22 protein-coding genes are annotated in these 23,220 nt (G+C 60.7%); 10 read left to right on the forward strand and 12 right to left on the reverse strand.

What is annotated here, in order from left to right; translation table 11 throughout:
* Positions 1-16 precede the first annotated feature (16 nt).
* Entirely contained in the window at positions 17-1,654 is a 1,638-nt protein-coding gene (locus HKD27_RS11220) for a GMC family oxidoreductase (RefSeq protein ID WP_194689658.1), read from the forward strand.
* Entirely contained in the window at positions 1,647-2,975 is a 1,329-nt protein-coding gene (locus HKD27_RS11225) for a cytochrome c (protein ID WP_194689657.1), read from the forward strand. Before HKD27_RS11220 ends, HKD27_RS11225 begins: the two co-directional genes overlap by 8 nt.
* A 75-nt stretch (positions 2,976-3,050) precedes the next feature.
* Here HKD27_RS11225 and HKD27_RS11230 read toward each other — a convergent pair whose 3' ends face one another.
* Positions 3,051-3,305, reverse strand: a complete 255-nt coding sequence (locus HKD27_RS11230) for a hypothetical protein (protein ID WP_041112272.1) — start codon at positions 3,303-3,305, stop codon at positions 3,051-3,053.
* Positions 3,306-3,543: 238 nt separating this feature from the next.
* Between HKD27_RS11230 and HKD27_RS11235 the strand changes: the two genes are divergently transcribed.
* The gene (locus HKD27_RS11235) at positions 3,544-4,581 is read left to right on the forward strand and encodes a Rieske 2Fe-2S domain-containing protein (RefSeq protein WP_194689656.1); all 1,038 of its coding nucleotides are present in this window, start codon (positions 3,544-3,546) and stop codon (positions 4,579-4,581) included.
* A 49-nt stretch (positions 4,582-4,630) separates the two neighbouring features.
* Here the strand turns inward: HKD27_RS11235 and HKD27_RS11240 are convergent, their stop codons facing one another.
* The 5 genes from HKD27_RS11240 to HKD27_RS11260 form a co-directional block, all read right to left on the reverse strand.
* Positions 4,631-5,677 carry an aldo/keto reductase gene (locus HKD27_RS11240; RefSeq protein WP_194689655.1) on the reverse strand — a complete coding sequence of 349 codons (1,047 nt, stop codon included), beginning with the start codon at positions 5,675-5,677 and terminating at the stop codon, positions 4,631-4,633.
* Positions 5,678-5,926: 249 nt separating this feature from the next.
* On the reverse strand, positions 5,927-7,465 hold the full coding sequence (gene glpK, locus HKD27_RS11245; RefSeq protein ID WP_194265317.1) for a glycerol kinase GlpK: 1,539 nt from the start codon (positions 7,463-7,465) through the stop codon (positions 5,927-5,929).
* A 52-nt stretch (positions 7,466-7,517) separates the two neighbouring features.
* Positions 7,518-8,414 carry an MIP/aquaporin family protein gene (locus HKD27_RS11250; RefSeq protein WP_194689654.1) on the reverse strand — a complete coding sequence of 299 codons (897 nt, stop codon included), beginning with the start codon at positions 8,412-8,414 and terminating at the stop codon, positions 7,518-7,520.
* A gap of 36 nt (positions 8,415-8,450) precedes the next feature.
* Positions 8,451-10,031 (reverse strand): glycerol-3-phosphate dehydrogenase, encoded by a 1,581-nt coding sequence (gene glpD / locus HKD27_RS11255; protein ID WP_194265319.1) that lies wholly within the window; start codon positions 10,029-10,031, stop codon positions 8,451-8,453.
* A gap of 118 nt (positions 10,032-10,149) precedes the next feature.
* Positions 10,150-10,935 (reverse strand): DeoR/GlpR family DNA-binding transcription regulator, encoded by a 786-nt coding sequence (locus HKD27_RS11260; protein WP_194689653.1) that lies wholly within the window; start codon positions 10,933-10,935, stop codon positions 10,150-10,152.
* 243 nt (positions 10,936-11,178) lie between these two features.
* On the opposite strand from HKD27_RS11260, the gene HKD27_RS11265 reads away from it, so the two are divergent.
* Complete coding sequence (locus HKD27_RS11265) at positions 11,179-11,586, forward strand: RcnB family protein (protein WP_062496684.1); 408 nt, start codon at positions 11,179-11,181, stop codon at positions 11,584-11,586.
* A gap of 87 nt (positions 11,587-11,673) precedes the next feature.
* On the opposite strand, the gene HKD27_RS11270 is transcribed toward HKD27_RS11265, so the two are convergent.
* The 3 genes from HKD27_RS11270 to HKD27_RS11280 form a co-directional block, all read right to left on the reverse strand.
* The gene (locus tag HKD27_RS11270) at positions 11,674-11,856 is read right to left on the reverse strand and encodes a hypothetical protein (RefSeq protein ID WP_024717098.1); all 183 of its coding nucleotides are present in this window, start codon (positions 11,854-11,856) and stop codon (positions 11,674-11,676) included.
* Between the two features lie 76 nt (positions 11,857-11,932).
* The gene (locus tag HKD27_RS11275) at positions 11,933-12,877 is read right to left on the reverse strand and encodes a ribokinase (RefSeq protein WP_062496686.1); all 945 of its coding nucleotides are present in this window, start codon (positions 12,875-12,877) and stop codon (positions 11,933-11,935) included.
* An 85-nt stretch (positions 12,878-12,962) separates the two neighbouring features.
* On the reverse strand, positions 12,963-13,517 hold the full coding sequence (locus tag HKD27_RS11280) for a YceI family protein (RefSeq protein ID WP_194689652.1): 555 nt from the start codon (positions 13,515-13,517) through the stop codon (positions 12,963-12,965).
* 165 nt (positions 13,518-13,682) lie between these two features.
* Here HKD27_RS11280 and HKD27_RS11285 point away from each other — a divergent pair, with 165 nt between their 5' ends.
* Genes HKD27_RS11285 through HKD27_RS11300 form a run of 4 tightly spaced genes read left to right on the forward strand, consistent with a single transcriptional unit; the run spans position 13,683 to position 18,442 of the window.
* Positions 13,683-13,958, forward strand: a complete 276-nt coding sequence (locus HKD27_RS11285; protein ID WP_194689651.1) for a YtcA family lipoprotein — start codon at positions 13,683-13,685, stop codon at positions 13,956-13,958.
* Between the two features lie 2 nt (positions 13,959-13,960).
* Entirely contained in the window at positions 13,961-15,010 is a 1,050-nt protein-coding gene (gene mdtN, locus HKD27_RS11290; RefSeq protein WP_194689650.1) for a multidrug transporter subunit MdtN, read from the forward strand.
* Between the two features lie 37 nt (positions 15,011-15,047).
* On the forward strand, positions 15,048-16,820 hold the full coding sequence (locus HKD27_RS11295) for an FUSC family protein (RefSeq protein ID WP_370544267.1): 1,773 nt from the start codon (positions 15,048-15,050) through the stop codon (positions 16,818-16,820).
* Positions 16,820-18,442: a TolC family protein gene (locus HKD27_RS11300; RefSeq protein ID WP_194689649.1), complete on the forward strand. Its 1,623-nt coding sequence runs from the start codon at positions 16,820-16,822 to the stop codon at positions 18,440-18,442. The genes HKD27_RS11295 and HKD27_RS11300 overlap by 1 nt, the downstream gene beginning before the upstream one ends.
* 95 nt (positions 18,443-18,537) lie before the next feature.
* Here HKD27_RS11300 and HKD27_RS11305 read toward each other — a convergent pair whose 3' ends face one another.
* The gene (locus HKD27_RS11305) at positions 18,538-18,816 is read right to left on the reverse strand and encodes a general stress protein (protein ID WP_194265324.1); all 279 of its coding nucleotides are present in this window, start codon (positions 18,814-18,816) and stop codon (positions 18,538-18,540) included.
* Between the two features lie 295 nt (positions 18,817-19,111).
* Between HKD27_RS11305 and HKD27_RS11310 the strand changes: the two genes are divergently transcribed.
* Both HKD27_RS11310 and HKD27_RS11315 read left to right on the forward strand, forming a co-directional pair.
* A complete protein-coding gene (locus tag HKD27_RS11310; RefSeq protein ID WP_194689648.1) occupies positions 19,112-19,666 on the forward strand; it encodes a 5' nucleotidase, NT5C type in 555 nt (184 codons plus the stop codon).
* A 151-nt stretch (positions 19,667-19,817) separates the two neighbouring features.
* Positions 19,818-22,025: a TonB-dependent siderophore receptor gene (locus HKD27_RS11315; RefSeq protein ID WP_194689647.1), complete on the forward strand. Its 2,208-nt coding sequence runs from the start codon at positions 19,818-19,820 to the stop codon at positions 22,023-22,025.
* A gap of 19 nt (positions 22,026-22,044) precedes the next feature.
* Here the strand turns inward: HKD27_RS11315 and HKD27_RS11320 are convergent, their stop codons facing one another.
* Positions 22,045-22,674, reverse strand: a complete 630-nt coding sequence (locus HKD27_RS11320) for a TetR family transcriptional regulator (RefSeq protein WP_062496700.1) — start codon at positions 22,672-22,674, stop codon at positions 22,045-22,047.
* Between the two features lie 55 nt (positions 22,675-22,729).
* Positions 22,730-23,092, reverse strand: coding sequence for a hypothetical protein (locus HKD27_RS11325; protein ID WP_194689646.1), 363 nt, complete (start codon positions 23,090-23,092; stop codon positions 22,730-22,732).
* Positions 23,093-23,220 lie beyond the last annotated feature (128 nt).

The raw sequence follows: 23,220 nt of genomic DNA on the forward strand, positions 1-23,220 counted from the left end.
GGGAACAGCATCTCCTATGTCTTCAGATCAGAATCTTTCCGCCGATGTCGTCATCGTCGGGTCCGGCGTTGCGGGCAGTTCCATTGCGAACGAACTGGCGCGCGCAGGCATTTCCGTCATCGTCCTCGAAGCCGGCCCCCGCGTGGACCGGCAGCATTTCGTCGATAATTTCCGCAATCTGGAAAACAAGCCGTCCTATCAGGGGCCTTTCCCGTCCACGCCCTGGGCCGAGCATCCGCCCAACCAGATCACGCCCAATAAATACCTGCATACGAGCGGCCCGAACGCCGAAGCCTATCAGCAGGTCTATCTGCGGATGATGGGTGGCACGACCTGGCACTGGGCCGGTTGTGCGTGGCGTTATCTTCCGTCCGATTTCGAGCTCAAGACCCGCTATGGTCAGGGCCGTGACTGGGCGCTGAAATACGACGATCTCGAGCCGTTCTATTATCAGGCCGAAGTCATGATGGGCGTGTGCGGTCCGGACCCGAAAGTCGAGGATCTGGGCTCCCCGCGCAGGCAGCCCTACCCGATGGAAGCGCTGCCGATTTCCTATGCGGCGCAGCAGTTCCGCAAACTCATCAGCGAAAAGACGCCCTATCGCGTCGTGCATGAGCCGCAGGCCCGGAACACAAAGCCCTATGACGGCCGCCCGACCTGCGAAGGGCACAACAACTGCATGCCGATCTGCCCGATCGGGGCGATGTATAACGGCGGATATTCCGTCTATCACGCCGAAGCAGCCGGGGCGAAGTTCGTGCCGAACGCGGTCGTCTACAAGATCGAGCGGGACAGCGCGAACAAGAAGGTGACGGCCGTTCACTACTACGACCCGGACAAGGGCTCGCACCGTGTGACCGGCAAGTATTTCGTGATCGCCGCGCACTGCATCGAGACGGCCAAGCTGCTGCTGCTCTCGGCAGACGAGCAGAGCCCCGACGGTGTCGCCAACAGCTCGGGCCATGTCGGCCGGAACATGATGGATCATACCGGCGTGCAGGTGACGTTCATCAGTGGCGACAAGGCCCTGTGGCCGGGACGCGGCCCGCTTGAGACTAACGTGATCGACAATTTCCGTGACGGCGACTGGCGTGGCGATCGCGGCGCGTATCTCGTGCACATGGTCGACGACAACCAGGTCGATTTCGCAACACAGCTTGCAATTTCCAAGGGTTATGTCGGCAGGGACCTGGAAGAGCAGATCCGCTATCTGGCCTCCCACACGGTCCGTCTATTCAGCCATAACGAGGCCCTGCCCGACCCGGACAACCGCCTGACGCTGAGCACGACGCACAAGGATGCGCTCGGGATTCCTCATCCGGATGTCTATTACAAGCTGCCGGAATACACGGTCCGCAGCTGCGAGCACACGCGCGGCCTGTTCAAGAACCTCATCGGCCTGATGCACGGCACGGACGAGCAGTGGACGCCGGGCTACTTCCCGCAGGATCATCCCTCAGGCAGCACCATCATGGGTGTGGACCCCAAGGATTCCGTGGTGGACGGCCATTGCCGGACGCATGACCACGAGAACCTGTTCATCGCGAGTTCGTCCGTGTTCTCCACGGTCGGAACCGGGAACATCACCCTCACCGTCGCAGCCCTTGCGCTTCGTGTTGCCGATACGCTGAAAAAAGAACTGCTCCATGCCTGATTTCAAAACCGTTTTCTGGTCTTTCCTTGCCGGTGGCCTTCTGGGTGGAACGGTTCTGGGCGGACTGTCCGGTCATGCTGCACGGGCGGCGGATGTGGATCAGGATGTCATGAACCGTGGCGCCTATCTCGCTACGGCGGCAGATTGTATCGCCTGCCACACCAAGCCGGGCGGGACGCCGTTTGCAGGCGGTCTGAAGATCGCAACCCCCATGGGCGACATCATCTCGACGAACATCACGCCGGACGCCGACCATGGCATCGGGAAATACTCGGAGCATGACTTCGAGCAGGCCCTGCGTCGCGGCAAGCGGCGCGATGGCGAGAACCTGTATCCCGTGATGCCGTATGTCTCCTATGCCGGCATGACGGATCAGGACATTCACGCGCTCTATGTCTGGTTCATGAACGGGGTCAAACCTGTTGCCGAAACGCCGCCTGCAACCCAGCTCAGCTTTCCCAGCAATATCCGCCTGACCCTGTCGGGCTGGAACATGCTGGCAGGCAGCGAGAAGCAGGAAACCGGCGATTCCGCGACCTATGACAAGCTGCGGCGCGGCAAGTATCTGGCCACGGCCCTTGAGCATTGCGGGACATGCCATACCCCCCGCAACGTGATGCTCATGGAGAAATCCGATGAGTTCCTGGCGGGAAGTCCGGTTGCCGGCTGGTATGCGCCGAACATCACCCCGAGCAAGACCGGCGGGATCGGAGACTGGAACGAAGACGACGTCGTCCAGTATCTGCGCACCGGACGGGTCAAGGGCAAAAGCCAGGCGGCCGGCCCGATGGGCGAAGCTGTCGAACACAGCACGAGCCATCTGACGGATGCGGATCTGCATGCGCTTGCGGCCTTCGTGCTTCAGGTCAAACCGATTGACGACACGGCCGATCATCAGCCGCGTGACGCTTTCGGCAAGGCGAACGATATCCCTGATCTGCGCTCAGGCGAGCTGACCCGGATCGACAACCTGTCTCACAAGAACCCGGAAAACCTGTTCGACGCCAACTGCGCTGCCTGTCACGGGCAGAATGGTGCAGGTACGGCCGATCAGTATGCACCGTCCCTGTACAAGAACTCCGTCGTGGGCGCCGGTCGTCCGGACAATCTGATCATGACGATCCTGACCGGCGTGAACCGCAAGACGGCGGATGGCCATGCCAGCATGCCGGCCTTCGGCAGCACGTCGGATGTGCAGCGTCTGGATGACGAGGAAGTCGCAAGCCTCGTGAACTATGTCAGCAAGACCTTCGGCAGCGGCACCTATCAGGTGACGGCGGATCAGGTCGCCCAGGTCCGCAAGGAGCATACGCAGCACTGACGCCTGCCTGTTCCGCGCAGCAAAAAGGGGAGACGGACCTGGTCCATCTCCCCTTTTTTGTGGAACTGTCCGGGGTCAGCCTTCGCTGGAGCGCTTGTTCGTCAGCAGCAGGATAAAATACGGCAGGAAGAAATAGAGCGCGATCATGACCATGAGCGGCCCCAGAAGCCATGCCATGTTTTCATGGAACAGGGACTGGCTGAACAGGTTGCCCAGTCCCATCATGCAGCTGACGCAGAAGAAACCGCCCAGATTTGCAAGAAATCCCCGATCGCCGTTGATCTGACGCAGCTGCTGGAAAAAAGGGCTGGACTGCTGCGGGACGGTCATGCGGACATACTTCCTGTTTGCCGGCAGAGGATGGGACAAACACGCCAGTCGCGTTCGTTCATTTTCCGGACTGACAGGCAGGATACTGCCACCTCCCGCAAGATCAAAGCCGGAACTCCATAAAAAGCGCCTGATTTCACTTAAGCGATCTCTTTTCGCGAACGGCTTATCATATAATTTGATATATCCGCGAACAGTCGGATCATGAATGATGTCTTCTCATGTTCAGGAGCTTCCCATGATCTCACAGACCGCCGCCGCGCCCCTGCCCCGTAACTGCACGTTCGAAGCGGCGGACTGGGATCTTCTCTCCCGCTGCTGGCATCCAGTGGCGCTGGTGCGCGAACTGGAAGAAAAGCCACTGGGCGTGACGCTTCTCGACGTGCCTCTCGTGCTTTATCGCGCGGGCGGGACGATCGTGATTGCCGATGACCTGTGCCCGCATCGTGGCGTCCCGCTCAGCATGGGCACGGGCAATGGGGAAACGATTGCCTGCGCCTATCATGGCTTCCGCTTCGGCAATGGCGGAAAGTGCGTGCGCGTACCCGCCCACCCTGACAGCGCCATTCCCTCCAAACTGAACCTGCGCACCTATCCGGCCGTCGAGCGATACGGGCTGATCTGGACCTGCCTGAATTCCGACGGGACCGTGACGATCCCGCCAATGCCCCACTGGGACGAGCCGGAGTATCAGCAGATCAACTGCCCCTGGATCGACATCGCGGGTTTTGCGGGGCGGCAGGTTGAAGGCTTCATCGACGTGGCGCATTTCGCCTTCGTCCATACCGAGACCTTCGCCGATCCCGATAACCCCGTCGTTCCCTCCTACATGCCCAGAATGACGAAAGACGGGTTCGAGGCGGAATATCGCAGCACGGTCAGCAATTTTCCGGTCGGGCATGAGGACTGGGAAAAGCCGGGATTTGAATGGCTGCGGCATTTCCGCGTCCATGTGCCTTTCGTCGCCACGCTGGAAATCCATTTCCCGGATGACGGGCGGCTGATCATCATGAATGCCGCCTCACCCGTTTCCGCACGGATGACGCGCATGTTTTCGCCGATCTGCCGGAACTTCGACAAGCATATCCCGCTTCAGGCAGTCTATGATTTCAACCGGAAGGTCTTTGAGGAAGACCGCGCGCTGGTTGAGGCGCAGAAGCCCGAGAACCTGCCGCTCGATCCGACACTGGAAGCACATGTCATGGCGGATCGCAGTTCGATCGCCTATCGCCGGGCCCTGCGCGGAATGGGTTTCAGCCAGTTCTTCAGCGCCTGAGCGATAAAAACCGCATCCCGCTCCGAAAGAGTGGAATGCGGGAGGATTTTCAGTTCATCTGCAACTCCCGTCTCACCGGATCGGGTGGAACGGGAGCATTTTCAGCAAGAAGTTCCTGATTTTTCAGTGTTTCCCAGAACCCGGGTGGGATCGGATGATCGAACCAACCAAGGTTCTGGTCGAGTTGTTGCATCGTTCGGGTTCCCGCGCAAAATGCCCGGATGGCCGGATGCGCGACAACGAATTGCAGGGCTGCCGCAGGCAGGGGAACATCATATTGCTGGCACACGTCCTGAATCCGCGCGACTTTCGCAAGGATTTCCGCAGGCGCGGGTGAATAGTTGTATTTCGCGCCGGGGACCGCTCCGGTTGCAAGAATTCCGGAATTGAACCCTCCTCCGACCATGAGCGTGACCCCCCGCTCCTCGCATAACGGGAGGAAGCTCTCCAGCGCATCCTGCTCCAGAAGTGTGTAACGCCCAGCCAAAAGGAAGCAGTCGAAGTCGCGCTGCTGAAGGGCTTCGTGGCAGACCTGCCATTCGTTAACGCCTACCCCTATACCCTTGACGACGCCTTCGGAACGCAGTTTTTCCAGTGCGCGCCAGCTTCCGTCCATCGCCTGTCTGAAATATTCGGGCTGCGCGTTTCCATGTGTGAAGCGGTCAATATCGTGAATAAATACGAAATCGATGCGTTCGAGCGCCAGCCTCTGAAGGGAGTCTTCAAAAGCGCGCATCGTCCCATCGTAACTATAATCAAACGCCATGGTATTGGCGGCCGCGTTATTCCAGGGCACAAAATCGATGCTGGCGCGGGGTGCTGGATGAAGGACACGGCCGACTTTTGATGTCAGGGCATAATCATCGCGGTTTTTCCAGCGCAGGGCCTGCCCAAGCCGGAGTTCTGCCAGTCCGTGTCCGTACATTGGCGCCGTGTCAAACAGCCGCACACCCCTGTCCCATGCCATGTCGATCATGGTCCGGGCATCTTCCTCGCCAACTTCATGAAGAAAATTACCCAGAGGGGCAGTTCCGAAAGCAAAAGCCGTGACATCCGTTGCACCCCGGCCGAAGGAGCGTTTTTCCGTTGGTTTCATGTCATTTCTTCCTCAAGCGCGCGTTTTTTATGAGCGGCCCTGCGGAACGAGGCTCACAGCCCCGCTCAGGTCGATACCTGACGCGCAGGAAGAAATACGGATTTACTTACACGGAAACTTCATTGTGAAGGTATTTATGAAATATAGTGGAATATAAATTTCCGTATTTCAGAATTATTATTTACAATACCCCTATAAAACCGGCCCCTTAATGAGGGCGCCGGTTTTATATGCACCACGAGTGGATGATCAGGCCGCGCGGATCGAGGTCACCCCGGCCGTGGGCTGCGCAACCGGAGCAGGCGGCGTCAGTGTCCGGCGGACGGCGTCGTGCCAGCCGTCGATCATGATGCGGCGCTGTGCCGGATCCATTTTCGGTGCGAAGACACGCTCCTGCTTCCAGGTGGCCGCGACCTCGTCCAGGTTCTTCCACAGTCCGACCTGCAAGCCCGCCAGGAAAGCCGCGCCCAGTGCGGTGGTCTCGATATTGACCGGACGCTCGACCTCGGCCTTGAGCATGGAGGACAGGAACTGGGCGAACCAGTCATTGACGGCCATGCCCCCGTCGATGCGCAGGATGCTGGTACGCATGGCCCCATCCTCACGCATGGCACGGATCAGGTCATAGGTCTGGTAAGCCACGGATTCCAGCATGGCACGCGCGATGTGCGCCTGCGTGGAGCCAAGCGTCAGGCCGCAGATCAGGCCGCGTGAATCCGGGTCCCAGTGAGGAGCGCCAAGACCAACGAAAGCCGGCACCATATAGACACCATGGCTGTCCGGGATGCGGGTCGCCATATCGTCGGTCTGGGAAGCATGCGTGATCAGCTTCAACCCGTCACGCAGCCACTTGATGCCGGCCCCCGCCACGAAGATGGAACCTTCCAGCGCATAGAAGGTCTTGCCGCCGATGCGATAGGCGATCGTGGTCAGCAGCCGGTTGTTGGACATGATCGGCTTCTCACCGGTGTTGAGCAGCATGAAGCAGCCCGTGCCGTAAGTCGCCTTGGCCATGCCCTCGTGAAAGCAGGCCTGCCCGATGACGGCGGCGTGCTGGTCGCCCGCCATGCCGCCGATGGCGATCTTCTCGCCGAACAGCTTGGCTTCCGTCTCACCGAAATCGCTGCTGTTATCGCAGACTTCCGGCAGAAGGGCGCGGGGCACATTGAAGAGCTTCAGAAGCTCCTCGTCCCATTCCTGCGTGTGAATGTTGAACAGCGAGGTACGGCAGGCATTGGTGATGTCCGTCGCATGGCGCTTGCCCCCGGTCAGACGCCACAGCAGGAAGCTGTCGATCGTGCCAGCCGCCAGTTCCCCCGCTTCCGCGCGGCGGCGGGCATCGGGGACATGATCGAGCAGCCAGGCGATCTTGCTCGCCGAGAAATACGGGTCCAGCAGCAGGCCGGTCTTTTCACGGACCATGGCTTCCTTGCCCTGCTGGCGCAGGAGATTGCATTCATGCGCCGTGCGACGGTCCTGCCAGACGAGCGCGCGATGGATGGCGCGGCCCGTCTCGCGGTCCCAGATCACGATGGTTTCGCGCTGGTTGGTGATGCCAATAGCTGCGATGCGCTCCGGCCCCCCGACTTCGTCGATTGTCTCGCGCGCGGTGGCGAGCACATCACGCCAGATGTCCTCGACATCGTGTTCGACCCAGCCCAGTTCTGGATAATGCTGGGGGAACTCACGGCGGGAAATGGCCAGAGCCTGCGCATCCTTTCCGAAGACAATGCTGCGGGTCGAGGTCGTGCCCTGATCAATGGCGAGGATGCAGTCTTTCTTGCTCATGATGTGTTCTCCGGCGAAAGATCTTGGAAGTTCGAAGGGTTTCAGACGGATTTCAGGAGATCCGGTTGACGACGGGAAATGCGGGGTCGTCCGGATTGGACACGACCAGAACCGGCTCGGCGGGATTGATCCCGTCCGGCGCCATGGTGATGGTCTGTTCCAGATAACGTGGCATGAAAGGACGCAGGCCAAACTGGTACAGGGCCGCCCCGATCGGCCCCCCCACCAGCGGAGCCACGACCGGAACCCAGAAATAGTTGCCCGGAGCCGGCAGTGCACTCTGTCCCCACCCCGCAAAGAAGCAGAACAGGCGCGGGCCAAAATCACGGGCCGGATTGATGGCCCAGGCTTCCAGATAACCGCAGGATGCACCGATGATCGCTACCAGAAGACCGATAATGAGAGCGCCGGAATTAGCCTGCGGAGCCTGTGTGTTGTACTGGCAGGTGACTGCGAAAATACCGAACACCAGCATGGCAGTCATGACCATTTCGTCCCAGAACGCATGGGAGACCGTGATGAAATCACCGGGCTGGGTGAAGAATACCCCGGAAGCTCCACCATCGACGGCACGCGTCAGGTTATGCGCCATGTTGAAGTGGTCGATGACTGGGGCGTAAAGCGAGTACACCAGCGCCGCACCGGCGAAACCACCGAGTACTTGAGCGCTCATGTAAGGAATCACTTTCTTCCACGAAAAGCCACGGAACATGGCCAGAGACAGCGTAACGGCCGGGTTGGCGTGGGTTCCGCTGACAGCGCCAGTGGCATAGATCGCCACCGTCACGCCCAGACCCCAGACGATGCACACGCCCCAGTAGGCCGATTTGTACGGACTGGGATCGTAGAGCGAGTACATGGCCGCAACCCCATCTCCGAAGAGGATGATGATTGCGACAGCGAAGAACTCCGAGAGGAGTTCACCAAGATAACGCCTGTTTTCTGACATGACTGGCATCCGCCATGAAAAAGGAAGCGATAAGGCTCAGGCGACGTTCTGACGTGCGACCTGGTCTGGATTGGAAAGAGGGGTGACATCCCCTTGCAAACGGCCTTCGACATAGGTCTGAAGGGCCGCGCGATCGGCATCGCTGACAAACAGGCCAAGCCGCGAGCGACGCCACAGGATGTCCTCGGCAGTACGGGCCCATTCGTTATCGATGAGGTAGTCCACCTCACGGGCGCTGAGTGTGTCGCCGAACATCTGGCCCATCCCCTCGGGCGTGGACGTAGCGATGATATAGGCGCGCAGCCCGTAATTGCGCATCAGGCGCCAGGACGTACGCTCGGACAGATGCGGCGCATGAGCCCGGAAACGGCTGAGCTGGGCGTCAAAATCCTTCGGCGCGAACTCGCCGCCAGGAAGCGGCGTACCGTCCGTCCAGCCCGGCTTGCGCAGGACCGGGAGATGCGGCGCGAGCTTCTCGACCGCGTGTTCGGCCAGCTTGCGGAAGGTCGTGATCTTGCCACCGAAAACCGACAGGATCGGCGCGGCAGTCGCATCCACATCCAGGACGTAATCGCGTGTGACAGCCGAAGCGTTGCCCGAATTATCGTCATAGAGCGGACGCACGCCTGCATACGTCCAGACGACGTCCTCGGGACGGACGGTCTTCGTGAAGTAGCGGTTCACGCTCTCGCACAGATAGGTGATTTCATCAGGCGAGATCTCGACATGCGCCGGATCCTGCTCCCACGGAACATCCGTGGTGCCGATCAGGGTGAAATCCTGCTCGTAAGGAATGGCGAAGACAATCCGCTTGTCCGGGTTCTGGAAAATGTAAGCCTGCGACCCTTCGAAAACGCGCGGCACCACGATGTGGCTGCCCTTGACCAGACGCACACGATTGCGGCTCGGCACGTTCAGGCGATCCTTCAGCAGTTCGGCAACCCACGGACCTGCCGCATTGACGAGCGCCTTGGCCTGAACCGTGCTCTGCTCACCCGTGCGGGTGTTTTCAAGCGTGGCGGTCCAGCCCTGCGGCCCACGCACGGCTTTGACGAGACGCGTCCGCGTTTCGATCTTCGCGCCAACGCGCACAGCGTCCATGGCATTGAGAACCACGAGCCGGCTGTCCTGCACCCAGCCATCCGAATATTCGAAACCGCGCACATATTCCGAACGCAGCGGCTTCCCGGCCGGAGCCGTCCGCAGGTTCAGAGCCTTCGTTCGCGGCAGCGTCATGTTCGGGCACAGATGATCGTAAAGGAACAGCCCCGTCCGCAGCAGCCAGGCCGGACGCAGCATCTTGGAATGCGGCAGCACGAAGCGCATCGGCCAGATGATGTGCGGTGCGATCTTCAGCAGACGCTCGCGCTCCATCAGGGCCTCGCGGACCAGCCGGAATTCATAATATTCGAGATAGCGCAGGCCACCGTGAATCAGCTTGGTGCTTGCGGAGGACGTATGGCTGGCAAGGTCATCCTGCTCGACGAGAAGCACGCTTGCCCCCCTGCCCGCGGCATCCCTCGCAATTCCACAACCGTTGATCCCGCCACCCACAACCAGCAGGTCGTAAGGCGCGGATGCGCCAGCCGGGGATGAAATCTCGTGAATCGATGACATCACACTCTCCTGTCATCACGCTCCAAAACGAGCGGTCGATGTTCGTTTTGGAGCATGTTGAGCGATAAAGAAAGCGTTTTATGTGATTCGTAACGCAATAGTGTGGAGCTATGAGAAATCAGGCGTTATTTTCAGCCACATGGAGCGTGACGCCTGCCGCGTCCAGATGACGCTGAAACGCCTCGGAGACCGGCCGGTCAGTAATCAGGTCATCAATATCCTGAAGATTACCGACCCGTCCCATGGGGCGCCGGCTGAACTTGGTGTGATCAGCCAGAAGCAGGACCCTGCGTGAATTGCGGATGATGGTCCGCGCGCACTGGATCTCGCTCAGATCGAAATCCAGCAGGGTTCCGTCCTCCTCGATTCCGCTGATCCCGATCACGCCGAATTCCGTGCGAAAGGACGACAGGGTCTCGATGGCGGTCGCCCCGAGAATGGCCCCGTCCCGCGGTCGCAACTGCCCGCCGGCGATGACGGTATGAAAATCCGCCCGCCCCGAAACCAGCGACGCGACATGCAGATTGTTCGTCACGATCCGCAGATCCCTGTGGTTTGTCAGCGCACGGGCGAAGGCTTCCGTCGTGGTGCCGATATTGATGAACAGCGAAGACCGATCTGGAATCAGCGCGGCAGCATAACGCCCGATCGCAGTTTTTGCTGCGGAATTGAGGATCTGACGCGCGTCATAATCCAGGTTCTCAACGGTCGAGACCGGTGTCGCGCCGCCATGATGCCGACACAGCAGCCCCAGCCCGGCGAGATAGGTCACATCCCGGCGAATGGTCTGGACCGCAACGCCGAAATGCTGCGCCATGTCCTCATTGGCCATGTAGCCCTGACTGCGGACCAGACGCACGATCTGGTCCTGTCGGGGGGTGGTCTGAAGGGGCTCATGAGACATGGTGCGGTCCGGACAGCGAATGTGAGAAAACGAACATAAGCGCACATTGTATCACACGGAAAGCCGGTGAAGACCCTGCTACACCCGTTCCATATCGCAGAAAGAAACCGGGGCTCTTCCAGGTCGTTACACAGCACGGTCCAAAAGCCATATTCCAGCCACGCTTTAAGGGCTTTATGACAGTTCAGAGCATGCTCCCGACCGTTTCATCCGGGATGCCATGACTGGGTTTGAAGGTGCGTTATGAAGACAAGACTTTTTGCAGGACTGATGGCTGCCTGCTTCCTCGCCGCAGCTCCTCTCGCCTCTGCCGATCCACGTGGCGGCGGTCCAGGCGGCGGTGGCCATGGGGATTTTCGCGGAGGGGGCGGTCATGGTGGCGGCCAGAACCGCATCTGGCGTCGTGGCGACCGTTATGACGGTCCCCGTGGCAGCCGCTGGGCCATCAACAACTGGCGCAACTATCGCGGCCTTTATGCACCGCCACGCGGCTATTACTGGATGCGTTACGGCGACCAGTTTCTGCTGACGGCTCTGGCAACCGGCCTCATCGCCGGTGTCGTGGCGGCAAACAGCGGCGTGATGCAGCCGGGCGTTCCCGTAGCGCCGCCTGGCGCAGTGGCTCCTGGATATGGTCCCGGACCGTACTGACCGCGATCCACTCCAGACCGGAAAGGTAGGGCTCCCATGGGGTCCTGCCTTTTTTCGTACCTGCACAAGACAGAAGTGATCCGGAGATCATTTCGACATGCAGGTACAATAAACATGCACGATGGCGAAAATGACGAAGCCGGTCATCCAGAAATAGCTGGCATGAATATGCCCGGCGGCGTCCATGGTCGTCGTCATGCAGGCGACAAGAAAAAACGCCGTCATGAGAGCGCCGGACAGAACCATCCAGATGATACGTTTTCTGGTCATTTTTCCACGGGCCTATTCTGCAATTTTGTGCCCGGGACCCTGAACCCAAAAAACTGATGGCGCAAGCAGGGTTTTTTCAAATCCGGATCAGAGCTGCGACCTCATTCCATTCCGGAGCAGCATCGGCAGCGCCATGACGGGTCGTGGCGAGAGCCCCGCAGGCAGACGCAATCCGTGCCGCATCGGGCAGACTTTCCCCGCAGGCCAGCGCCACGGCCAGACCGGCGTTGAAGCAGTCTCCAGCCGCCACGGTATCGATCGGAACAACCCGGAATGGCGGCAGATGACCTGATCCGGTGCCGTCATGCCAGAACACGCCCTTCGCCCCCATCTTCACCAGAACCGCCCGGACACCTTTCGCCAGCAGTATTTCCGCTGCCCTGCGCGCCTCTTCCACTGTTGCGGGACGGATGCCGGTCAGGCTGAAGGTTTCGCTTTCATTGGGCGTGAGAATGTCGATCTCGGACCACAGCGCTTCGGGCAGTCCATGCTCCGGCGCGGGAGCCGGGTCCAGCACGACGAGGCCACCCGCGCTCCGAGTCCGACGCGCCGCAGCCAGAACGGCAGACTGGGGGATTTCAAGCTGGAGCAGCAGGACCTTTGCCCGATCCAGCCAGGGCGCCGCGGCCACGATATCCGTCTCATCCACCGCCATGTTCGCCCCGCCCGCGACGGTGATGCAGTTTTCCGCGGCAGCATCGATCCCGATCAGGGCAATCCCGGTCGGGTTGTCCGCATCATCTCGCAGGGGCGACAGATCCACCCCGAACCCGGCCAGGCTGGCCCGGGCCTGAGCGCCGAACGCATCGCACCCCACACGCCCCGCCAGAGCGACATCCACGTCGAATGCCTGCGCCAGTTTCGCGGCTGCTGCGGCCTGATTGCTGCCCTTGCCCCCCAGACCGATCGCATAGCTCTCGGCATGAACGGTCTCGCCCGGGCGCGGAAGCCGCTGGCTGCGGGCCGTCAGATCGATGTTGATGCTGCCGAAGGAGAGGATCAGGGGCGTCCGCAAGGTCATGTCCACAAGGCCAGAAGCTGGAGAAACAGGGATTTTTCCGAGCCTGCTTATCGGATGGCCCGCAGCCCTTCAAGCATGGCAGGAATTACTTCATGAGGATCACGGTCTCGACACGGACCATGGGGTTCACCGAATGAAGAAGCGTGCTCATGCCCCATTGCCGCTGGTCAAAGCTGCCATGGCTGACGATACGCATCAGGGTGTTGCCCTGGAACTGAAGCTCCGTCGTGAGGACGAGAGGATGCGTCTGCCCGCGCATGGTCAGTTTTCCCGCAAGCTCCGTCCGGAGCTGCCCGTTGACAATCCGAGGACGGCAGTCCCCCACATATTTCATGACGGGATGGGTATCGCTGTCGAGCATGATGCCCGAAAGCATGACCTGTTTCAGGACGGCGCTGCCGACTTTGAGGGAGCTGACATTCATGGTCATGTCCACATGACAGCTCTGCCGGTCCAGATCGTAAGTCAGTGCTCCGGACACATCTCCGAAGTCCCCGTCAATATCCGTCAGGGCCGAGCGCGCATGCAGAAGAGCCTGAGTATTGACCGGCGACAGGACGAGATCCTGTCGGGCAGCAAAAGCCTGCCCGCTGATCAGCAGACCCAGAAGAAACATTGCAGGGAAAAATCTGTCCGTCATTGTTCCACACCACCGTCTTCACAGTTCCTGTCTGCTGAAACTTCCGCAGGACGTTCCGGTTTTCTTTTCCAACTTCCCGTTTCTTACGCTGAACTGTGGCTTTCGGAAAAGGATGTGATAGGCTCCGAGTCCCTATATGGCCGCGCGAAAGTTTCCATTTCCCTCATGCGACCTGCCCACCTCAGTTCCTGCCTTTCCGGCCTCGTCCTTCTGGCGACGGGAGGATGTTCTCTTCGTGGCGCTCCGTCCTTTCCCGTTGTGGGCGCCTATTTTCCGGACTGGATGGTCTGCGGGCTTGTGGGTGTCGCCACAGCCGTAGGGCTGCGGGTCCTCTTTCTGCTGACGGGGATCGATGCCCTGCTCAGTTTCCGCCTTTTCACCTATGTCGCCCTGGGCGTCATCGCCGCACTGGGCGTGTGGACCCTGGTATTCGGACCCTGACCGTGCAGCGCATTTCAGTCTCCGGCAAAAAGCCGATCGGCATTGTCATCGCGGTTGTCTGCGTGGGGGTGGCCGTCCTGTTCGGCGTCCACGTCTCCCACGAAGACAGCACCCACCCCTCCTCCGACAGCGGAAGCATCGACGCGGAAATGGTGCATGTCGCCTCGACCGTGGGCGGGCGCCTTAAGGAACTGGACGTTTCGGTCAACCAGCACGTGCACAAAGGCGACGTGCTGTACCGGCTGGATCCCGAGCCCTACGAACTGACCGTCCGGCAGGCGCAGGCCAATCTGGATCTGGCCAGCGCGGAAGTTGAAAACCAGACGCGCCTGCTGAGCATCAAGACGTCCAATGCCGCCACCGCCGACGATCAGGTCGTCCGGGCCCAGACCAACCGTGATCTTGCAGCACGCACCGTCCAGCGGCTTCAGCCTCTGGCGGGGAAATCGTACATCCCGTGGCAGCAGTATGATCAGGCCCGTGTCGCCCTGCATGATGCCGAAGTTTCGCTGGCTCAGTCCCGCAACCAGTCCGCTGCGGCGACCACAGCGATCGGAGATCTGAAAAGTTCGATTGCCGCGCGCGATGCCAGTCAGGCGGCACTCGATCATGCGCGTTATGAACTGCGGCAGACCACCGTGATCGCTCCGGTTGACGGTTACGTCACCAGCCTGCGGGTCAAACCGGGCGAGGTCCTGGCGCCGTCGCAGGTTCTGTTCACGCTGATTGCGGATGATGAGTGGTACGCCACAGCCAATATCCGCGAGATCAATCTCGGCGCCGTGCAGATCGGAGACTGCGTGACGGTCCATTCCATGATCGACCGGCGCACGCCGCTTCGGGGGCATGTCGAGAGCATTGGCTGGGGGGTGCTCTCGGCGGATTCTGCGGGAATTGCGCGCTCCCTGCCGATCGTGCCGCGGCAGATGGACTGGGTGCATGTGGCCCAGCGGTTCCCGGTCCGCATCCGGCTGGAAAAGGCGAACCCCCTTCTGCTGCGGCTGGGCGCCACCGCGACGATCGAGATCCGGCATGGCGCTGCCTGTCCCTGAAACCGCCCGTTCACTGGAGTCCCCACGTCCGGACCTGATGCGCCCCGGACTGAGTCCTTCACGCATCTGGCGTCTGGTGTGCAATCCCGCTCCGGGACGCATGGGCTATGCGCTTCGCATGGCGGCGGGGTGTACGACGACAGTGCTGGTCGGGGAAATCTGGCAGGTTCCGGAACTCGCCGTCCCGGCCCTCGTGACGATGGCGCTGTGGCAGAAGGACCGCGTCACCAATGCCCTGGCCGGTATCGGGGTGAATGTCGCGGTCCTGATCCTGCTGACGATCATTTACGGCCTGATCCGCCTGACACTCGATCACCCGATGGGGCTGGTCATCGTCATTGCCCTGCTGTCCTTCATATTTTTCTTCCTGGGATCGGCCAGCAAGCTCAAACCCGTCGCTTACATGCTCGGGCTGATTACCGTTTACGGGCTGATTGCGATCGATGAGGTTCCGGTCGGCGAAGTCGTGACGCGCGCGCTGCTTTATACGGACCTGTTTCTTGCGGTTCCCGGCGCGGTCATGGTCGCGCTCGGCCTGTTGATCTGCCCGTCCCCGCGCCGGATCCTGACTGACAGCATTGCCGCGCGTCTTCGCATGGCATGCTGTCTCCTGCGCGATCCGGATGAGCGCATCCGGGAACAGGCCACGGACATGCTGCGCGCCGGCACGACCGACATGATGAAATCCGCGAAAATGGCCGGGCTGGAAAAAATCTGGTCCCCCCATGATCTGGCATGCCTCAGACAGGCCGCCAGCAGCAGCGTGGCCGTCCTCGCCCTGGCCGACGAAGCCAGCCGAAGCGGACTATCGCAGCCAGACACCGCCTGCCTGATCCGAACACTTGAGGACATGGCCGCCATTTTCGCGGATGGAGACTATCCGACCGCCATCGAACGGCCCGCTGTCAGCCCGGCATCCCCCACCGCCTGCGCTCTGGCGGATCTGTTGCCGGATTTTGCCACACCCCCTGCGGATGATGAGAAAGCGCCCTCACAGAAGAAAAAATCGGGGTTTCTGGCCGATGATGCCTTCAGCAATCCCGATCATGTCCGCTTTGCCGTCAAAGGCACGGCGGCGGTCATGCTGAGCTATCTGACGTTCAAGGTCCTGAACTGGCCGGGCATTCATACCTGCATCATCACCTGCTTCATCGTGGCCCTTCCGACGATGGGGGAAATGGTCTCCAAGCTGACCCTTCGCATTTCAGGTGCCCTCGTGGGCGGAGCACTCGGGATTGCCGCCATCGTTTTCGTCATGCCGCATCTGAATGACATCACCGGATTTCTGGTGCTGGTCTTCGTGGTTTCCCTGATCGCGGCCTGGGTCAAGACCGGCGATGAGCGCATTGCCTATGCCGGTTTCCAGATCGGGCTGGCCTTTTACCTGACGGATCTGAAAGGCTACGGCCCCACGGCCGACATGGCGACCGCGCGGGACCGGATCGTGGGGATCATGCTGGGCAATTTCATCACCTACGCCATGTTCACGAGTTTCTGGCCCGCCAGCGCCTTCGACAGGATTGGAGACGGATTGCGCAAGCTGGCGGACTCCCTGAAGGGTCAGGCGAATGCCTCAACGCCGCAGGGCCGATCAGATGCCATCGCCCGCACCCAGTCTGCCCTTCTGGAAAGCGAACGCACACTGGAATATGCCATGTCAGAACCCGCCCATATGCGCACCGATCTGCCCCGCCTCGAAGCAACACAAAAGGCGCTCGATGACGCGGCAGAACTTTCGGAAGAACTGCTCGTCACGCCGGGCCGACCGGATTTTTCTGACCGCATGGCACGACTGGAACAGATTGCCTGATGACCCGCCCTGCCCGTCCTTTTCCGCGCCTGATCCGGGTCACGCTGTATTCGGCTCCACTTCTGCTGTCGTCCTGCGCCACGCAGGCTCTGGACAGCGCGCCCGCGGCCCCTGACCGACCGTGGCAGCCCAATATCGCGGCAAATGGTGAAATCCTGCCCGGCAGACACGATCCACACGCCCTCAACCTGCCGGCCGGATACACCCTGCCATCAAACACGCAGATCCGCGTGCGTCCCCCTGCCCCGGAAATTGCGGTGCAGAACGGGCATGCCTATTCGCTGGCGGAACTGATCGATATTGCGCAGTCCGCCAATCCCGAAACGCGCCGGGCCTGGAACCTTGCCCGAGATTCTGCTCTGGCGGTCGGCATTGCCCGCAGCGCCTATCTGCCCCGCCTCACCGCCACTGTGGTGGGCGGCTATAATCACAGTCGCAATGACGGCGCAAACCCCACGATCAGCAATGCGGGCGCGGCCGAAGGCATCGTCAATTCGGGCCTGAGTGGCCTGGAAAATGCGCTGGGCGGCGTGCGCAACAACAATTCGGGTGCGGGTGAAGTCCAGACGCTTGGCATGGAATGGCTGCTGTTCGATTTCGGCAAGCGCGAAGCCGTGATCGAGGCCACGAAACAGGCCCAGATCGCCAGCAATGTCCTGTTCACCGCTGCGCACCAGAAGATCATCTATGGCGTGACGACGGCCTATTACACGCATGCCGCCGCCGCGGGCCGGGTGCGGCTCCTGCGTCAGGCCCGGGATAATGCGCGTTTTGTGGAAGCAGCCGCGGAAGCCCGGCTGCATCAGAGCCAGGGCACGATTGTGGATGTCACACAGGCCCGGCAGGCGACGGCCCAGACGGAACTGCGGCTCGTCCAGGCTGAGGGCGACGAGGAAAATACCCGGCTGGAACTGCTCAACGCCATCGGCATTTCCCCCGCCACAAAGCTGGAAACGCTGGATATGTCCGGCCGCCCCCTCGCTCTGGACGACATGCGTCTGACGGATGCGTTCGTACAGCAGGCTGTCTCGCGCAGGCCGGACGTTCTGGCCGCCTATGCCAGCGCCAAGGCCGCAAAAAGCAGGGTTCAGGCCGCGCGCAGCGAGTTCCTGCCCAAGATCTTCATGACGGGTAACGTGGCCTACACGACCGGACGTCTGGCGCTGTCTTCCATTCCCGGTGTGGGGAGCGAGGCGCCGCCGACGCTCAACCTGTCCAGCAATGCGTTCAGCAGCCTGATCCTCGGCGGCATTACCGTGCCGATCTTTGACGGCGGAACGCGGGCCGCTCTTCTGAAACAGGCGCAGGACCAGTCTGACAGCGCGGATGCGACCCTGCGGCAGACCGTGGACAGTTCGGTCAAGCAGATCGTCGCCGCGGAAAATGCCCTCCGAACCAGCCTGAGCGCCTATGCCGCATCCGGCAGGCTGGAGACGGCAGCGCGCACCAGTTTTGAAGCATCATCCGCCGCCTATCGCAGCGGCGTGGGCTCCCTGACCCAGACCAGCATTGCCCAGAACGGCTATCTGGACGCGACCCTCAGCCATTCGGATGCCTATTATGCCGCGCTGATTGCCGCGGCCGGACTGGCCTTCGGGACGGGCTCGCTCAGTCGGGAGTAAGGCTCCAACGCACAAAACCTGCCCGGGGTAGCCCCTCGGCAGGTTTTGCAGCAGTCGCGCAGAGAGAATTGTCTCCCACCTGCGCGCAGGTCGGTTCAGGACTTGTGAGAAGCCTGTCCACCTTTGCGGCCGGCTTCGGACGCTTTCTGCGGATCCTTGGCAAAGCCACGGGTAGAGTGCTCCCCCCCTGAAGAGGACGACTTGGAGGTCTCCTTGGTAGAGTGACCGCCATGACTGTGCTCGCCGCCCTTGCGGCCAGCTTCCGAGGCCCTTTCGCGATCCTGCGAAAAATTGCCCGGATTGCCGGAGCTGCCGCTTCCAGTGCCCTGAACTGCGGAAACGATACGGAAATTCTCTTCATATTTACGAAACATGATGGTTTTCCTTCTGCGGATGCCGGTCTCTCCTCTTCTGGAAAAAGAAGTTCTGAACCGGACCATCCGACAACAGAACCCCATGCTTACAGTTTCTGAAATACAGAACAAGAATAGTTTACTTTAAGTAAAGAGTTTTCTATTCGGAATGACATATTTGAAATACTTATTCATCAGGAAATGAAACGCTTTCATTAAAGTATTCATTTATTTTTATCAATCCCGATACCCATCCCCTTGCCTTGGCCCTCCATCAGGACGAGAGTTTGCCCCTCTTTCAGTTCCGGAGCCTCCCATGACCCCTTTCCGCCTGCGTCTGGCCGTCGATATGGATGAAGTCCTGGCCGATGCATTGTCTGCACAACGTGCGTGGTTCCGCAGAACCTGCGGCTATGAATGGACCGACGCCGAACTGCGCGGACGCCGCTTCAGGGATCTTGTGTCTCCTGAAGACTATGCGGCCATGGAAGCCATGCTGCACCAGGGTGATTTCTTCGCCTCACTCGACGTCATGCCCGGCGCACAGGAGGCCATTTCAGCCCTGTGCGAGACCTGCGAAGTCTTCATCACGACGGCTGCCATGGAATATCCGGCGTCCTGCGCGCCCAAATTCGCGTGGCTCCGGGAACATTTTCCCTGCATTTCGCCGCTGAATATCGTTTTCTGCGGCGACAAGAGCATTCTGGCCGCCGATGTGATGATCGATGACAACCTGCGCCACTTCAGGCGCTTTCAGGGGCAGGGTGTGCTTTTCACGGCCCCTCACAACGCACTGGAAACCTGGAGCCCGCGTGCGGATAACTGGCAGGATGTCCTGGCAATCGTGGATCGGATTGATGAGGACCGGTAAAATCGGCCACATCTGTGTCTTTCAGGAAACAGCCACGGACAAACCGGGGCACATGAGTCGCTGAACACAGCGAATCATTTTGACACCGGGTGTCATAATGTAGAGAGGGAAAGCCAGCTTTACGACATAGACCGATCAGGACCGACCGCCCATGAAATCCGCACGCCTGCTGCTTTGTCTCTTCTCCGGATCTGTACTGAGCAGTATGCCAGCATTTGCAGCGGAGACACAACCGGCTTCCAAGCAGAAAGCGGCACATCCCGCTGCCCCGGCCAAGGCCGCCCCTGCCTCCCCGAAAGCCGAGAACATCACCGTCCACAGCCGCAACGGCACCGGTACGGCCGCGGATTACAGGACCAAGGACGTGGCGCTCGGCCCGCTTGGAACACGCTCCGTCCTCGATACGCCCATGTCCATCATGGTCGTGCCGCATGACGTGCTGGTCAACCAGCAGGCGCGCAATATCAACGATCTCGTGGCCTATGTCCCGTCCGCTCAGCTTGAGATGCGCGGCGATCCGAACACCAGCCGTCCGCAGTCCCGTGGTTTTGAAGGCGATGTGATTTCCAACACCCGCATGGACGGGCTGAACATGGTCATCACCACGCCTTATGCCGCCGAGCAGTTCGACAGCCTTCAGGTTCTGAACGGTCTGGCAGGCGCGCTCTACGGGCCGCAGAACCCGGCCGGCACATTCGACTTCACGCTCAAGCGTCCGACGGACCGCATGACCGAGCGACTGGTCGTGGGTACGGACTCCATCGGCGCCCCCATGGAAAGCGCCGATGTCTCCGGTCGCGTAGGCAAGAACGGCTGGTTCGGGTATCGCCTGAACCTGCTGAACCAGAACGGCGAAGGCTATGTCGAAGGCTCGCATCTGCGGCGTGATCTCGTCAGCGGCGATTTCGATATCCACCTCTCGCCCAAGACCGTCATCCAGCTCGATGCCAGCCAGTACACCTATGCCGAGCGCGGATTTCCGGGAGGTTTTGCCTACAGCACCGCGATCCAGCTCCCCCAGGCGCCGGATCTGAGCCAGAAGGGTTATGGCCAGCCACAGGCGGGCTATAACATGGAAACCGATACGGCCATGGCCAAGATCATCCATACCTTCAACGACAACTGGAGTCTCAAGCTCGGCGGTCTGTGGCAGAACGCGGCGCGTAACGTCTTCAGCACGTCCAACCAGCTTCTCAATTCCGCAGGCCTGTACAAGCAGACGATCTCCGCGGCCCTCACGGCCAATGACTTCGTGGCCGGCAGCAACATGGCCTACCTGAACGGCAAATTCCGCACCGGCCCCCTGCGCCACCAGATCGAACTCGGCACGAACGGCTACGTGATGGGGAACTACAACCCCACCTCCTCCACCGGCACCCTGACGCTGGGTGAGGCCACCATCGGCCACCCCAAGAGCTTCGCCAGCGCGCAGCCCTACTATTCCGGCCGCTACAAATCCGCCGACACGATGGACCAGTCCCTGCTGGCAGGCGATACCATTTCACTGGGCAAGCACTGGTCGATCATGGGCTCCCTCGCCTGGAGCTGGCTGAGCACGAACAACTACGCCACAACAGGCACCAAGACATCCACTTATAGCCGCTCGGCCGCATTCAGCCCGATGACGAGCCTGATGTACAAGCCGGCCGACAACCAGACCGTCTATTTTACCTGGGGACGTTCGCTTCAGGCCGGTACCATTGCACCTGCCGGATCAGTCAACGTCAATGAAGTGACGGCGCCACTGCGTTCGGAAGAATATGAGGTCGGCTACAAGATCCTCATCGCCAAGCGCATGCAGGTGAATATTGCCGGTTTCCGCATGTCCCGCCCCTATGGCTTCACGGACCCCGTCACCAAGGTCTATGCCAATTACGGCCTGCAGCGGAACTACGGTGTCGAGTTCCAGGCTTCCGGAAACATCACCGACGATCTGACCTTCCTCGGCGGCATGACCTGGCTGGATGCGCAGATGTTGGGTACGGGATCATCGCTGACGGCCAACAAGCAGGTCGTGGGCGTGCCGCCGCTGATGGCGAATGCACTGCTGGATTACCGCCTGCCGTTCCTCAAGGGCGCTGCCGTCAATGCGAACGTCCATTACATGGGCCGTCGCGCCGCCAATGTGTACAACACGACCTTCGCGCCGTCCTATGTCACGCTGGATCTGGGCGCGCGTTACGCGACCCATGCTTACGGGCAGCCGCTGGTGTTCCGCTTTGGTGTGAACAACGTGACGAACCAGAGCTACTGGGCGTCCGTCTATCCGTCGAGCATCAATGGTGTAAGCACGGCCACGAACTCGGCGGTCGCCGGTCTGCCGCGCACGTACCACTTCAGCATCGAACTGGACCTCTGAGGAGGTTCAGGCCGAACTCTCAGCCTGAACTCAGGGGGAAGTCGTCCTGCCACAGTAGGGGCTGGAGCGTGAACGTCCGACGCAGGATGGCCTCCAGATCGGATTTGCCCTCGGTCTTCATCCATTCGTCCAGTGCGGTCCGGAACGTCGCAATCGCCGTCCGGGCCAACAGGCGGGCCACGAGAGAGGGCATTTCGGTCGCGGGCAAGCGGGCGATCAGGGCATTGGCCAGCGTCTCTTCCCATTCGGAATATCGGCGCAGGGCCATATCCCTCAGGGCTGGCGTGCCTTCCACGAGCCTGACAACGGCATAAGCATCCATCCTGTCGGACGAATAACACGCCACGACCGGCACCAGTCCGGCCAGAACGGCATCCTGTAACGGAATATCCAGCGGCACGTCACGAATGGCTTCGGTCAGGATCGTGGTCACGCCGCCGGTCCAGGCCAGAATGATGTCCGCCTTGCCTGGGAAGTACCGGAACAGCGTCCGCCGCGAAATCTGCGCGGCTTCGGCGATCTCGTCGACCGATGTTTCCTCGTAACCATAGGTCGAGAACAGGCGCATGGCCTCCCGCACCAGCGCGGCGTGGGTGCGGTCCTTCTTGCGCTGCCGGAGCGGCCCGTCCTGTTCTGCGTCAGTCGTCATGCCGTCCAGTTATCCCGAAGTCCCCAAAGAGCATAGACCCGATCTGCAAAACCCTTCAGGGCATAAGCCTGTAACGGGCGCGGACCAGAACGTCATTTTCAAGCTGTTGCCGGACCGCCACAAGATCCTGCGCCCCGGTCAGGATGGCAACTTCACGGAAAAACGGGCGCCTGCCAACCACCCGATCCTGAAACACCTGCGCCAGAACCATGGCCACGGGCTCACGCGTACAGCACAGACATCCCGCCGCATGCCGGTTCATGAAAGGCGAGGCTGCCGGAATATCGGCCACATCTCCCCATCCGCCATCCGCCCCCGCCTCACCGATGAGCAGGGCGTCGCGCCTGCGCTCTTCGGGCCATTCCGCTGGATCGGACAGGAAGGTCAGCGGGATCAGTGCGGTGCCGGAAGACGTCATGCAACCTTCTGTAGCAGCCCTAAGCAGAGCGGGCAGCATTTTCATGGTGTTGCCTCTTTGCCGGAGGGGAACCGTTTTGCTACACCCTCCTGTCCCTGACCGTGTATAGAGGCCCAGCCCCGATCGCG

It is taken from the genome of Gluconobacter sp. R75690, assembly GCF_015244525.1.
In the GTDB taxonomy this organism is placed as follows: Bacteria; Pseudomonadota; Alphaproteobacteria; order Acetobacterales; family Acetobacteraceae; genus Gluconobacter; species Gluconobacter potus.